This window comes from Coriobacteriia bacterium, assembly GCA_041658765.1.
In the GTDB taxonomy this organism is placed as follows: Bacteria; Actinomycetota; Coriobacteriia; order Anaerosomatales; family JBAZZO01; genus JBAZZO01.
Genome location: JBAZZO010000011.1, coordinates 66,362 through 78,291 on the forward strand (window position 1 = coordinate 66,362; position 11,930 = coordinate 78,291).

Here is an 11,930-nt window from a genome sequence, read left to right on the forward strand (position 1 = left end):
GTGTCGCGGGGCCGGTACGACGTCGTCGTCGTGGGTGCCGGCCCGGCCGGCATCTTCGCGGCGCTCGAGCTCGTCCGCAACGGTGTGACGCGCGTGGTCGTCTTCGAGAAGGGCCACTCGCTCGAACGCCGTTCCTGCCCGGCACGCCGGACCCGGTGCATCTCCTGCGACACATGCGCGATCATGACCGGCTGGGGCGGCGCCGGCGCCTTCTCCGACGGCAAGCTCACGCTCACGCCCGAGGTCGGCGGCTGGCTCGGCGAGTACGTCGGGCGTGAAGCGCTGGAGCGTCTGATCGGCGAGTCCGACGCGGTCTGGGTCGAGTTCGGCGCCACCACCGAGGTGCGCGGTCCGGACGCGGAGACGGCCGCGCGCCTCGAGCGCGAAGCCGCGCTCGCGGGCATGACCCTCATCCCGATGCGCGTGCGCCATCTCGGGACGGACCGCTCTCCCGAGGTCCTCGCGGCGATGAGAGTCGAACTCGAACGGCTAGGCGTCGAGATACGCTGCGACACGGAGGTGGCGGCGATACTCGCGTCGGACGGCCGCGCGACGGGTGTCGAGCTCGCCGACGGGACGCGGATCAAGGCGGACGCCGTGGTCGCCGCGCCGGGACGCGAGGGCGCCGATTGGCTCGCCGATCAGGCGCGCACGTTGGGCCTTCGTCTCGTCAACAACGCCGTCGACATCGGCGTGCGCGTCGAGGTGCCCGCGACCGTCCTGGAGCGGCTGACCGACCCGCTCTACGAGGCGAAGCTCATCTACCGTTCGAAGGCGTTCGGCGACAAGGTCCGCACCTTCTGCATGAATCCCTACGGCGAGGTGACGACCGAATCGTACGGCGGCATCGTGACCGTGAACGGGCACTCTTTCGCCGAGGAGCGCACCGCCAACACGAACTTCGCCGTGCTGGTGAGCCAGACGTTCACCGAGCCGTTCCACGAGCCGATCACCTACGGCAGCCACATCGCCCATCTCGCGAACCTTCTCGGAGAGGGCATCATCGTGCAGCGCCTCGGCGACCTGAAGTCCGGCAGGCGGACGACGCCGGAGCGCATGGCGGGCTCCGTCGTCGAACCGACGATGCCGCAGGCGACTCCCGGCGACCTCGCATTCGTCCTCCCGTACAGGCACGTGGTCGACATCCTCGAATTCCTCGAAGCCCTCGACCTGCTCGTACCTGGCGTGGCGTCGCCGAACACCCTGCTCTACGGCGTCGAGGTGAAGTTCTACTCGTCCCGGGTCGAGGCCGATGCAGGTCTCATGACCCGTGTGGACGGCCTGTGGGCGATCGGGGACGGCGCCGGCGTCACGCGAGGGCTCGTCCAATCGTCGGCGAGCGGTCTGGTCGCCGCTCGCGCGATCGTCGAGAGGCGCGCTACTCCCAACCCATGAGTCGCAGCATCGCGTCGACCACCGGCTCGTCGACGTCGTCCTCGAAGACCATCGACGTGACCAGGTAGCCCACGAACAGGCTCATGAACGCCCGCACGCGCGCCTCGACGTCCTCGTTCGCGCGAGGGCCCTCGCCCACTCCCGCGTCGAAGACGGGCACGAGAGCGCACAGGCACTCGAACATCGGCATCACCAGGCGCGCGCGGTAGACCTCGAGGAACGCGGGGTTGTGGGACGTGGCCGAGAGTATCGTCCTCAGGACCGGGAAGTACGTGCGCATCGCGAGGCGGCGGTCTTTGAACGCGGCGAGGAGCGTCTCGCGCAGCGTCTCCGGCCGCACGCCCGCGATGAGGTCCCCGGCCTCGCCGACCAGGCGGTCCGCAGTGTGCTCGATGAGCTGTGTGAAGAGGTCCTCCTTGCCGGTGAAGTGCCGGTAGAGCGCGGGCTCGGTGATGCCGACCCTGGAGGCGATCTCGCGCATCGAGCCTCCGTCGTAGCCCCGGTCGGCGAAGACAGCGAGGGCCGAGTCGAGGATCTGCCCCTTGCGTCCGGGCACGGTCGCCGCGAAGAAGCGCATGTCCATCACGACTCGCGCGCTCTCTGCTCGCCGACGACGTGTACGAAGACGTCCTCGAGCGTCGGCTCGACCACACCGATCCCGCGCACCGTCAGGCCCGCTCCGGCGAGCAGGACAGCCACGTCCGGGCGGTCCGCGCCGGGGGGGCCGATATCCACGTGGAGCGCCGCCCCGTGCAGGTACGCCTCGACCACGCCCGGGGCGTCCTCGAGCACCCCGAGCGCCGCTTCGACGTCGGAGACGTCCACCTCGAGGATCTCGTCTCGCATCGACCCGGTCCTGATCTCGCGGGGCGAGCCCTCGGCGACGAGCCGGCCGCGGTAGATGAACGCGAGCCGGTCGCAGTGGGTCGCCTCATCCATGTAGTGGGTGGTGACGAAGAGGGTGACGCCCGAAGAGGCGAGCTCGTAGAGGAGCTCCCAGAAGTGGCGCCGCGCCGTGGGGTCGACGCCCGACGTCGGTTCGTCGAGGAAGATGAGCTCCGGCTCGTGGATCGTCGCGCAGCCCAGCGCGAGACGCTGGCGCCACCCCACCGAGAGGTTCGCGGTGAGCTCGTCCTCCCTCCCGACGAGGTCGGCCATCCTGAGGATGTACGCTCGCCGAGCGGCGTACCGCGAGCTGTCGAGGCCGTAGATGCCCGCGTAGAACTTGAGGTTCTCGTCGACCGTCAGGTCTTCGAAGAGCGCGAACTTCTGGCTCATGTAGCCGATGTGCTCGCGGACGCGCTCGGCCTGCGTCGCGACGTCGAATCCCAGCACGCGAGCGCCTCCGGAGCTCGGCGCGATGACCCCGCAGAGCATGCGGATGGTCGTCGTCTTGCCCGACCCGTTCGGGCCGAGGAAGCCGAAGATCTCACCGCGGCGCACGCGGAAGTCGATGGCGTCGACCGCCGTGAAGTCGCCGAACCGCTTGGTGAGTCCCTCGACGACGATCGCCGACGAGGGATCCGCTTCGATCGCGGACTGTGCGGGCCGTCTGAAGAACAGCGACATCCCCACCCCCTAGTCCGCGAGACGCTTCTGGAACCGGGCGAGCGCCGCGGCGAAGATGAGCAGGGAGAATCCCGCGAGAGCGGCGAACTGCGGCCAGAGCGCGACGAAGCCGGCGCCCTTCATGAAGGTCGCTCGCAGGATCACGAGGATGTATCGCAGCGGGATGAGGTAGGTCACCGGGCGGATCATCTTCGGCATCGACTCGAGGGGGAAGATGAAGCCCGAGAGCACCATCGACGGGATCATGATGAACATCGTCGCCTGCTGAGCCTGCTGCCGCGTGTGCGAGACGGTCGAGATCAGCAGGCCCTGGCCCAGGCCCGCGAAGAGGAAGAGCAGCACGCCGGCGGCGATGACGAGCAGGCTCCCGCGGAACGGCACGCGGAACCACAGCACGCCCACGGTGAAGACGAGCGTCACCTGGGCGATGGCCACGAGCACGTACGGCATGATCTTCCCGACCAGGTACTGGACGCGCGTGATGGGGGTGACGAAGAGCTGCTCCAGCGTCCCGCGCTCGCGTTCCTTGACGACGGCTTGGCTCATGAGCGCGGTCGCCGACAGCAACAGGATCAGCGAGATGAGCCCGGGCACCATCGTGTTCACGCTGCGCAGCGAGGGGTTGAAGAGCACCCGGACCCTCGCGTCGATGCCCGGGCCCGCGTCGCCCATCCCCGCGGCCGCTCGCATGCGGCGACCCAGGTCGGCCAGGATCGCTCCCGAGTACCCCGAGGCCACCTGCGCGACCTTGCTGTCCGATCCGTCGACGATGACCTCGATCGCCCCGCTGCGCCGCTGGGCGACGAGCCGGCCGTATCCGGCGGGCACGATGACGGCGACCTGCGCCTCGTTCGTGTCCATCAGCGTGCGCACCCCGTCCTCGGAGGACGGACTGGCGACGATGCGGAAGTACCCCGATCCCGAGAAGGCCCCGATCGCCTCGCGGGACGCCGTGCTGCGGTCGAGGTCGACGACGGCAGTGCGGATGTCCCGCACGTCCGCCCCGACGACGTAGCCGAACATGACGAGCTGCAGCACCGGCATGACGAAGAGGATGGGGATCATGGCGCGGTCGCGCAGGAGCTGCAGGAACTCCTTCGCCATGAGCAGTCTCACTCGCTCGAAGAACACCGTCCTCACAGCCTTCGCTGGTAGACGAGGGATGTGATGGTCAGCGCCACGACGGCGTAGACGGCGAGCGCCGCGACCTGTGGCCACAGGGTCGGCCACCCGGCGCCTTTAAGGAATGCCGAGCGGGTGATGATCACCATGTACCGCGCCGGGAAGAGGTACGACACGAAGCGCAGCACGCGAGGCACGTTCGCGAGCGGGAATACGAACCCGGAGAGCATGAAGCCGGGCAGGAAGCTGACGAGGAGCGCGGTCTGGTTCGCCACCTCCGGGGAGGAGGCTCGCGACGAGATGAGCAGGCCGAGAGCGAGGCAGCAGAGCACGAACAGCCCGCTCGAGACGGCGAACACCCCGAGGTCGCCGCGGAAGGGGATGCGGAAGACGATCACGCCCGCCAGCGTGATGCCCACGACGTCCGCCGCGGCGAGGACGACCCACGGCGCGACCTTGCCGATCATCAGCTCGATGCGGCGCACCGGCGAGACGATCAGCTGCTCGAGCGTTCCCTGGTCCTTCTCCTTCACCAGCGTCGTCGCCGTCTGCTGTACGGTGACGATCATGATGAGCACGACGATCAGTCCCGGGACGAGGTAGACCGCGGAGCGGCCCTCGGGGTTGTACCAGACGCGCAGGTGCGGCTCGACGCCGCCCAGCCGGGAGGGGTCGATGCCGCGGGCCTCGGCCCAGCGCACGGCGAGCCGCCCGCCGAAGACGCGGGAGAGTCCCGAGGCGTAGGCCTGGCCCAACTGCGCGGAGTTCGGCTCGGAGCCGTCGACGAGGACCGCGACCGGCGCACGCTGGCCCCCGGCGAGATGGTCGCCGAAGCCGTGCGGCACGATGACGACCGCGCGGGCGGCCCCGCGGTCGAAGACGCCGTCGACCTCGCTCAGCGTGTCGATCCGCTCGACGAGCTCGAAGTAGTTCGAGCGGCGGAAGGCGTCGGTGAAGTCCCGGCTCGCCCGGGTCATGTCCTGGTCGAGCACGGCGGTCGGGATGTCCTTCACGTCGAACGACAGGGCGTAGGCGAAGAGGAACAGCTGGATGAGCGGCATGATGAGCACCGCGATCATCAGGCGCGGGTCGCGCCGGATGTGGACGAACTCCTTGCGTGCGATGGCGAGGATCCGGTTCACGTGGCGCCGCCCGTCACGGGCGCGACCGACGAGCCGGAGATGAGGCGCGAGAAGGCGACCTCCATCGTCATCGCGGCCGGCGAGATGCGCGCCACGGCGAGCCCGGCGTCGGCGAGCCCCTTCGCGAGGTCCTCCTCGCAGGGCTGCTCGCAGTCGACGAGTACGTAGAGGACATCGCCGTAGGGCTCGACGCCGGTGACGTGGTCCATCGTCGCCAGCAGTGTCGCGGCGCGACGGTTGTCGTCGACGGTGATCTCGACGAGACGCCCCGGCACGCGCCGCTTTATGCCCGCGGGCGTGTCGCGCAGCACGATGCGGCCCGCGTCCATGAACGCCACCTCGGTGCAGCGTTCCGCCTCGTCCATGTACGGCGTGGCGACGAGGACGGTGATGCCGCGACGGTGGAGCCCGGAGATGATGCGCCAGAACTCGCGACGCGAGACCGGGTCGACCCCGGTCGTCGGCTCGTCGAGGAAGAGCAGGTCCGGCTCGTGGATGAGAGTCGCGGCGAGCGCGAGCTTCTGCTTCATCCCTCCCGAGAGGTTGCGCGCCTGGCGCTTCGAGAACTCCGTGAGTCCCGAGAACTCCAGCAGCTTCTTGGCGCGCTCGGTCCGCTCCACGCGCGGCACGCCGCGCAGCTCGGCGAAGAAGGCGAGGTTCTCGGCGACGGTCAGGTCTCCGTAGAGCGAGAAGCGCTGCGACATGTAGCCGATGCGCGACTTCACCGCCTGGGCGTCTCGCGTGACGGAGTGCCCGAAGATCGACGCGTCGCCCGAGGTCGGCTCGAGCACGGTGGCGAGCAGCCGGATGAGCGTGGACTTCCCGGCACCGTCGGGCCCGACGAGCCCGAAGACCGCGCCGCGCTCCACTTCTAGCGTCACGCCGTCGACGGCGACCACCTCGTGGAAGGTGCGCCGCAGGTCGAGTGCGTCGATGGCCGGGGAGTCGGTCATGCGCGCGGCTACTCGAACGTCACGTCGGCCGGCATGCCGGGCTTGAGGATGCCGCCAGCGTCGAGAAGCTCGAGCTTGACCTCGTATACGAGCTTCACGCGCTGGTCCTTCGTCTCGATGGACGCCGGCGTGAACTCCGCCTCCGAGGCGATGAACGCTACGCGGCAGCGGAAGGTCCGCGCGCTGGAGTCGGTCGTCAGGCGCGCGGTGTCTCCGATGGCGACCTGGCCGATGCGGCTCTCCGGCACGTAGATGCTCACCGTCAGGTGCGCGAGGTCCGAGATGACCGCGAGCGTGGAGCCCGGCACGGCGTTCTCGCCGGCGTCGGCGACGATGTCGGTGAGCGTCCCGTCGATCGGCGAGCGCACGACCGTCCAGCCGTACTGCACCTTCGCCATGGAGAGCGCGACCTTCGCCTGGTCGAGCTGCGCCCTCGCCGCGTCCTGCTCGGCGTCGGTCCCGTCGTCGCGGGCCTGGTCGAGCGCCGCCTGCGCGGCGCGCACCCCGGCCTGGGCCTGGCTGACCTGGAGCGATGCGATGGACGAGTCGAGCCGGTAGAGGACGTCGCCCGCCTTCACCGCCATTCCCTCCGTGCCCGGAGCGGAGAGGATGCGTCCCGTCGTCTGAGGCGAGACGACGATCTCCGCCGCCTCGATCGTGCCGCTGCCGCCGAGCGTGTCGGTTCCGCTCCCGCTCGTGCGCGTGGCGTAGCGCCAGGCGCCGTAACCCATCGCCGCGACGGCGACGACTACCAACACGGCCGCTATGCGCTGCTTCATTCTCTCGGCTCCTTCTCGTGTGTGGCGGGGCCGCTCATCGGCTTCCCGTCGCTTCGGGGAACGTGACGTCGGCAGGGGTGCCCGGCGGGAGTCGCGTGCCGTCATCGACGGCGACCGTGACGCGGACTGCCCGGGAGAGATGGGTCACCTGCGTCGGGAACCAGGTCGGAGGGAACACATACGCGTCGCCGATCGCGACGATGCGGGCGCGGACGGTCCTTCTGGGTAGCGAGTCGATACCGACCTCGGCGCGATCGCCGATGCGCACTCGCGTGACCTCTTCGGCCGTGAGATACGTGTCGACGAACGAGTCGCCCGCCGGGCGGACCTTCGCGAGCGGCGAGCCGGCCAGCGCGACGGTCCCGCGCTCCGGCGCCCACACCACGACGCCGCCTACCGGAGAGGCGACCCTGGTGCGCTCGCGTTGCGCCAGCGCGAGGTCGATCGTCACGTTGCGGGCCTCGGCGACGATCGCCGCGAGGTCGCGGGTGTCGGCCAGCGCCGCCCGGGCGTCCTCGAGCTTCGCGCCGGCGTCGGTGAGCTTGCGGCGCGCGGCGAGCGCGGTCGCGTACTTCGCGTCGAGGGCGCGCAGCGCTCCGGAAAGGCGCGCGACGAGCACGCGCGGGTCGAGAGAAGGGCCGCCGGCGGGAGGTCGCGGCGACGCCGCCAACCGCCGCGCCTGTTCGAGCTGGGTCACCAGGTCGGCTCGCGCGGAGCGTATCTTCGAGAGCGCGGAGTCGAGCTTGATGCGGGCGTCGCGCAGATCGCCGCGCTTCGCCGCGAGATCGTCTCGCGCGCCGTCGATCACGCGGATGTCGGCGAGGGCCTTGGCGCGTGACGTTCGGGCAGCGGCCACGGCGAGGTCGAGCATCCCCGCGTCGAGCTGGGCCACGAGGCCGCCAGCGGCGACCCTGTCCCCGGCGCGCGCGACGGTGACGATCGTGCCGGCGACGCCGGTCCGGGACGTCGCGGCGCGGGCCGCGGCGGGAGCGCCCGCGGCGGAGCGCGCGCGCTTCGCGGGGATGCCCGCGCGGACGTCGGGGGTGGGGCGATCGAGTACGGGGGCGGTCACCACGATCACGTCGTCGCGTACCGCGCCGGCCACCGTGAGCGGGCCCCCAGCGTCTGCGCCGCGCGCGCAACCGCTCGCTGCGAGCGCGACGAGCACCGCTACCGCCACGAGGGCGACCAGCCGTGACGCTCTATGAGAGTTATCGCTCACTAACATGATTCGCCCACTCTAGCACCCGGGAGCGCGGCGGTCGATACCGCCGTTCGTGACCGCCGCGCCCTAGCCGTGCGGCGTGGTCTACGGCATACTGCACTGGCGTGCCCGCGACGCCGCCGCCGGCACGGCGGAGGCACCGAGGAGAAGATACCCCGTGGCTGGAATCGTGCTGCTCGGCGCCCAGTGGGGCGACGAGGGCAAGGGCAAGATCACCGACCTGCTGGCGGACGACTTCGACTACGTCGTTCGATACCAGGGCGGCAACAACGCGGGCCATACCGTCATCCACGGCGGGCGCACGCTCAAGCTGCACCTCATCCCGTCCGGGGTCATGTACGCGCACATCACACCTGTCATCGGGAACGGATGCGTCATCGATCCGAAGGTGCTCCTCGATGAGATGGACTCCATCGAGCGGGACGGGCTGTCAACCCACAAGCTCCTCATCTCGTGCAACGCGCACCTGATCATGCCGTACCACCGCGACCTCGACGGCGCGAGCGAGCGTCGCCTCGGCAAGCTCGAGATCGGGACGACGCGACGCGGCATCGGGCCCGCGTACATGGATAAGTCCTCTCGCATGGGCCTTCGTATCCAGGACCTCACCGACGAGAAGATCTTCCGCGCGAAGCTCGACGCCGCTCTCGTCGAGAAGAACGACATCCTCACGAAGGTCTACGGCCTCAAGCCGTACACCGTCGACGAGATCGCCGAGGAGTACCTCGGGTACGCGGAGCGCATCACGCCGCACATCGCGGAGACGTCGGCGCTCATCAACCGCGCGCTGCGCTCCGATCAGTGGGTCCTCTTCGAGGGGGCGCAAGGCACGCTCCTCGACATCGACCACGGGACGTATCCATTCGTGACGTCGTCGAACTCGACCGCCGGCGGCGCCTGCACGGGCGTCGGCGTCGGGCCGCGGATGATCGACCGAGTGCTGGGCATCACGAAGGCGTACATCACGCGCGTGGGTTCGGGGCCGTTCCCGACCGAGCTGACCGACGAGATCGGCGAACACCTCACGCAGGTCGGCGGCGAGTTCGGCACGACCACCGGCCGGCGGCGGCGGTGCGGCTGGTACGACGCGGTGATCGTGCGCTACGCCGTCCAGGTGAACGGCCTGTCCGACCTCGTCGTCACGAAACTCGACGTGCTGTCGGATCTCGACAGCATCAAGGTCTGCGTCGCGTACGAGCACGAGGGGCGCCGGTACAACGACCTCCCGTGTCATCAGACCGCGTTCCACCACGCGAAGCCGGTCTACGAGGAGCTCCCGGGGTGGCGCAGCGACATCACGGGTTGTCGCCGCTTCGAGGATCTGCCGAAAGAGGCGCGCGACTACATCGGCTTCATCGAGGACCTCGCCGAGGTCCCGGTGTCGATCGTCGCGGTCGGTCCCTCGCGCGAGCAGACCATCCTCCGCCGCTGGGAGCCGCGTCAGTAGGACGCGCGGCCCCGATGGGACGCGCGGTCCGGAAGCCCCTCCGGGCGAGCTCCGCGCGACGGCCGAGCCCTGCGGTCTCGACCTGCGCTCCGAATCGCCCGTCGGGCCTCCCGGACCGCCGGTCTTCACGTTTCCTCAGGCTTCGCCGGATAGGCTCTCGCGGCACGCCCGTTGCTCTGAGCGTGTGACACCCGCGAAAGGGGTGCGAGATGCCACACGGATCACCTGAGAACTGCTGGGAGCACAAGCACTGCGGACGCGAGCCGGGCGGAGCGCACGTCTCGGATCTCGGTGTATGCCCCGCCGCGAAGGAGATGTCCCTCGATGGCGCGAACCGGGGCCGGGCGTCGGGCCGTGCCTGTTGGGTCGTCGCCGGCACCTTCTGCAAGGGCCTCGTCCAGGGGTCGTTCGCCGAGAAGCTGCGTACATGCACCGAGTGCGAGTTCCAGCAGAAGGTCGCGCGCGAGGAATACCCTCACTTCGTGTACACGACCGAGCTTCTCAAGCGGCTCGGGGAGCACGACAAGGTCGGCTCCGGCGCGTAGCTGTTGCCGCGCCGGCGGCACACCTGTCGTTTCGGACCCGGCACGATGAGGGACGAGTCAATGATGGAACACGAAGCGCCGATGAACTGCTGGGAGTTCAAGAAGTGCGGGCGCGAGCCCGGGGGAGCGCACGTCGCCGACCTGGGTGTCTGCCCCGCAGCGACGGAGATGGCTCTCGACGGAGCGAACCTTGGGAAGGCATCGGGCCGTGCCTGCTGGGTCGTCGCCGGCACCTTCTGCGAAGGTGTCGTCCAGGGCACGTTCGCCCAGAAGCTCCAGTCGTGCACGGAGTGCGAGTTCAAGGAGATCGTCGCACGCGAGGAGTACCCGAGGTGCGCCTACACGAACGAGCTCCTCAAGCGGCTACACGATCGCTAGCGAGTGGCGTCCGAGGCGTAGCTGCGGCCGCGGAGGAAGACCTTCCATCTGCGGGTGAGTGTCGTGAAGACCGCCATGCCGGCCACGGCGGGGATCGCCGCGAGCGCCGCGTTCATCAGGCCCCGCGGGTCGTCGAGCGCGAACGCGCTGAAGACGAACCAGCCGGAGACGCAGACGGTGGCGACCGACGTGACCGCGAACCCGATGCGGGCCGCCATGCCCACGTAGTGGTTCTCGCGCTCGTCCGAGCCGCGCATGATCGCTTCTTCGAGGGTCATCGCGAGTCCTCCTCCTCGAGCCGGAACACCGCGTCGAACGGGACGCCGAGTTCTCGCGCGATCGTCGCGGCGAGCAGCGCCGACGGCGTGTAGTCGCCGCCCTCGATGGAGATGACCGTCTGGCGGCTCACGCCGATGCGCTGTGCGAGCGCGGCCTGCGTGAGGCCGAGGCGGCTCCGGTGTTCCCGCACGGTGTTCGTCAGCTTTGCCATGACGTGAGTGTAAAGGTGGCTTGACGTGATGTCAAGAGGAGTTCACATCAGGGGAGTGATACTCTTCACCGGAGGAAGCTCCCCTTCGCCTCGCATCGCGATCAGCCTCACCGTCTGGTCGACGCGCTGGTTCGACCACCCGGTTCAGCGGCTGAGCACCACATCTATCCCGTAAAACACGAGGTCGAGCTTGGCGTCAGGCAAATTGCCGACACGCTCCGTGAGCGAGGACCTGTCGAGGGTCATCGGCTGCGAGACGTTTGCGACCGAGTCCCTTGAGAGTCCGGTAACGTCGCACTCGAGCAGGACGTTGCCGGGCGCGTCGGCGAGCCGGAGGTTGCTGGTCAACGGGATGCAGACGACCGTGGCGATGCGACTGCGGTTGAACGAATCACCCTGGACGACAACGACGGTACGGCGAAAGCCGGGCTGGGAGCCGACGGGCTCGCCGAGATCCGCCCACCACACGTCGCCTTGCGAGATCACCATTCCGAACGCTCGAGGGTGCGCTTGGCGGCCGCCGCGCCGAAGCTGTCGTCGGCCGGCGCCTCTTGCGCGTAGAGCGCATCGAGGGCGGTGGTGACATCGTCATCAGTGTGGCGGGCGACGTACTCGCGGACCGCGCGGCTGTAGAGCTGGCTGCGCGACTGCTTGAGCTTACGCGCGAGACGATCTGCCGCGGCGAACACTTCATCCGGTATCGAGATCGCGGTCTTCATACCGCGAGTATAACCGCCAGTATGATGGAGCGCCAGACCGCGCGTTGCCTCAGAAAGAATGTACTCGAAACCGATTCGATGCCTCAGAAGAAAAGGTACTCGAACCGGCCCACGCCGGATCGACCGGCGAAGGGCCACGAGGATGCCGCTTTCGATGCCAGAGAAG

At 69.1% G+C, this 11,930-nt stretch carries 15 protein-coding genes; 4 read left to right on the forward strand and 11 right to left on the reverse strand.

Features of this window, described 5'->3' with window-relative positions:
* The gene (locus tag WC971_07705; protein MFA5844698.1) at nucleotides 1–1,395 is read left to right on the forward strand and encodes an FAD-dependent oxidoreductase; all 1,395 of its coding nucleotides are present in this window, start codon (nucleotides 1–3) and stop codon (nucleotides 1,393–1,395) included.
* Here the strand turns inward: WC971_07705 and WC971_07710 are convergent.
* The 7 genes from WC971_07710 to WC971_07740 are packed head-to-tail and all read right to left on the reverse strand — an operon-like array spanning nucleotide 1,379 to nucleotide 8,188.
* On the reverse strand, nucleotides 1,379–1,978 hold the full coding sequence (locus WC971_07710; protein MFA5844699.1) for a helix-turn-helix domain-containing protein: 600 nt from the start codon (nucleotides 1,976–1,978) through the stop codon (nucleotides 1,379–1,381). The genes WC971_07705 and WC971_07710 overlap by 17 nt on opposite strands.
* Entirely contained in the window at nucleotides 1,978–2,964 is a 987-nt protein-coding gene (locus tag WC971_07715) for an ABC transporter ATP-binding protein (protein MFA5844700.1), read from the reverse strand. The genes WC971_07710 and WC971_07715 overlap by 1 nt, the downstream gene beginning before the upstream one ends.
* A 9-nt stretch (nucleotides 2,965–2,973) precedes the next feature.
* The gene (locus WC971_07720; GenBank protein MFA5844701.1) at nucleotides 2,974–4,095 is read right to left on the reverse strand and encodes an ABC transporter permease; all 1,122 of its coding nucleotides are present in this window, start codon (nucleotides 4,093–4,095) and stop codon (nucleotides 2,974–2,976) included.
* A 5-nt stretch (nucleotides 4,096–4,100) separates the two neighbouring features.
* Entirely contained in the window at nucleotides 4,101–5,228 is a 1,128-nt protein-coding gene (locus WC971_07725; GenBank protein MFA5844702.1) for an ABC transporter permease, read from the reverse strand.
* Nucleotides 5,225–6,181, reverse strand: a complete 957-nt coding sequence (locus WC971_07730; protein ID MFA5844703.1) for an ABC transporter ATP-binding protein — start codon at nucleotides 6,179–6,181, stop codon at nucleotides 5,225–5,227. The genes WC971_07725 and WC971_07730 overlap by 4 nt, the downstream gene beginning before the upstream one ends.
* An 8-nt stretch (nucleotides 6,182–6,189) precedes the next feature.
* Entirely contained in the window at nucleotides 6,190–6,960 is a 771-nt protein-coding gene (locus WC971_07735; GenBank protein MFA5844704.1) for an efflux RND transporter periplasmic adaptor subunit, read from the reverse strand.
* Between the two features lie 34 nt (nucleotides 6,961–6,994).
* The gene (locus WC971_07740; protein ID MFA5844705.1) at nucleotides 6,995–8,188 is read right to left on the reverse strand and encodes an HlyD family efflux transporter periplasmic adaptor subunit; all 1,194 of its coding nucleotides are present in this window, start codon (nucleotides 8,186–8,188) and stop codon (nucleotides 6,995–6,997) included.
* Between the two features lie 154 nt (nucleotides 8,189–8,342).
* Here WC971_07740 and WC971_07745 point away from each other — a divergent pair, with 154 nt between their 5' ends.
* The 3 genes from WC971_07745 to WC971_07755 all read left to right on the forward strand — a co-directional run bounded on the left by WC971_07745 (nucleotide 8,343) and on the right by WC971_07755 (nucleotide 10,555).
* Nucleotides 8,343–9,632: an adenylosuccinate synthase gene (locus WC971_07745; GenBank protein MFA5844706.1), complete on the forward strand. Its 1,290-nt coding sequence runs from the start codon at nucleotides 8,343–8,345 to the stop codon at nucleotides 9,630–9,632.
* 209 nt (nucleotides 9,633–9,841) lie between these two features.
* Complete coding sequence (locus tag WC971_07750; GenBank protein MFA5844707.1) at nucleotides 9,842–10,177, forward strand: hypothetical protein; 336 nt, start codon at nucleotides 9,842–9,844, stop codon at nucleotides 10,175–10,177.
* Between the two features lie 60 nt (nucleotides 10,178–10,237).
* Nucleotides 10,238–10,555, forward strand: coding sequence for a hypothetical protein (locus tag WC971_07755; protein MFA5844708.1), 318 nt, complete (start codon nucleotides 10,238–10,240; stop codon nucleotides 10,553–10,555).
* Here WC971_07755 and WC971_07760 read toward each other — a convergent pair.
* The 4 genes from WC971_07760 to WC971_07775 all read right to left on the reverse strand — a co-directional run bounded on the left by WC971_07760 (nucleotide 10,552) and on the right by WC971_07775 (nucleotide 11,764).
* Nucleotides 10,552–10,833, reverse strand: coding sequence for a hypothetical protein (locus WC971_07760; GenBank protein MFA5844709.1), 282 nt, complete (start codon nucleotides 10,831–10,833; stop codon nucleotides 10,552–10,554). The genes WC971_07755 and WC971_07760 overlap by 4 nt on opposite strands.
* Nucleotides 10,830–11,045, reverse strand: coding sequence for a helix-turn-helix transcriptional regulator (locus WC971_07765; protein MFA5844710.1), 216 nt, complete (start codon nucleotides 11,043–11,045; stop codon nucleotides 10,830–10,832). Before WC971_07765 ends, WC971_07760 begins: the two co-directional genes overlap by 4 nt.
* Before the next feature lie 144 nt (nucleotides 11,046–11,189).
* Complete coding sequence (locus tag WC971_07770; protein MFA5844711.1) at nucleotides 11,190–11,534, reverse strand: type II toxin-antitoxin system PemK/MazF family toxin; 345 nt, start codon at nucleotides 11,532–11,534, stop codon at nucleotides 11,190–11,192.
* Nucleotides 11,528–11,764, reverse strand: coding sequence for a ribbon-helix-helix protein, CopG family (locus WC971_07775; protein MFA5844712.1), 237 nt, complete (start codon nucleotides 11,762–11,764; stop codon nucleotides 11,528–11,530). The genes WC971_07770 and WC971_07775 overlap by 7 nt, the downstream gene beginning before the upstream one ends.
* Nucleotides 11,765–11,930: the final 166 nt, after the last annotated feature.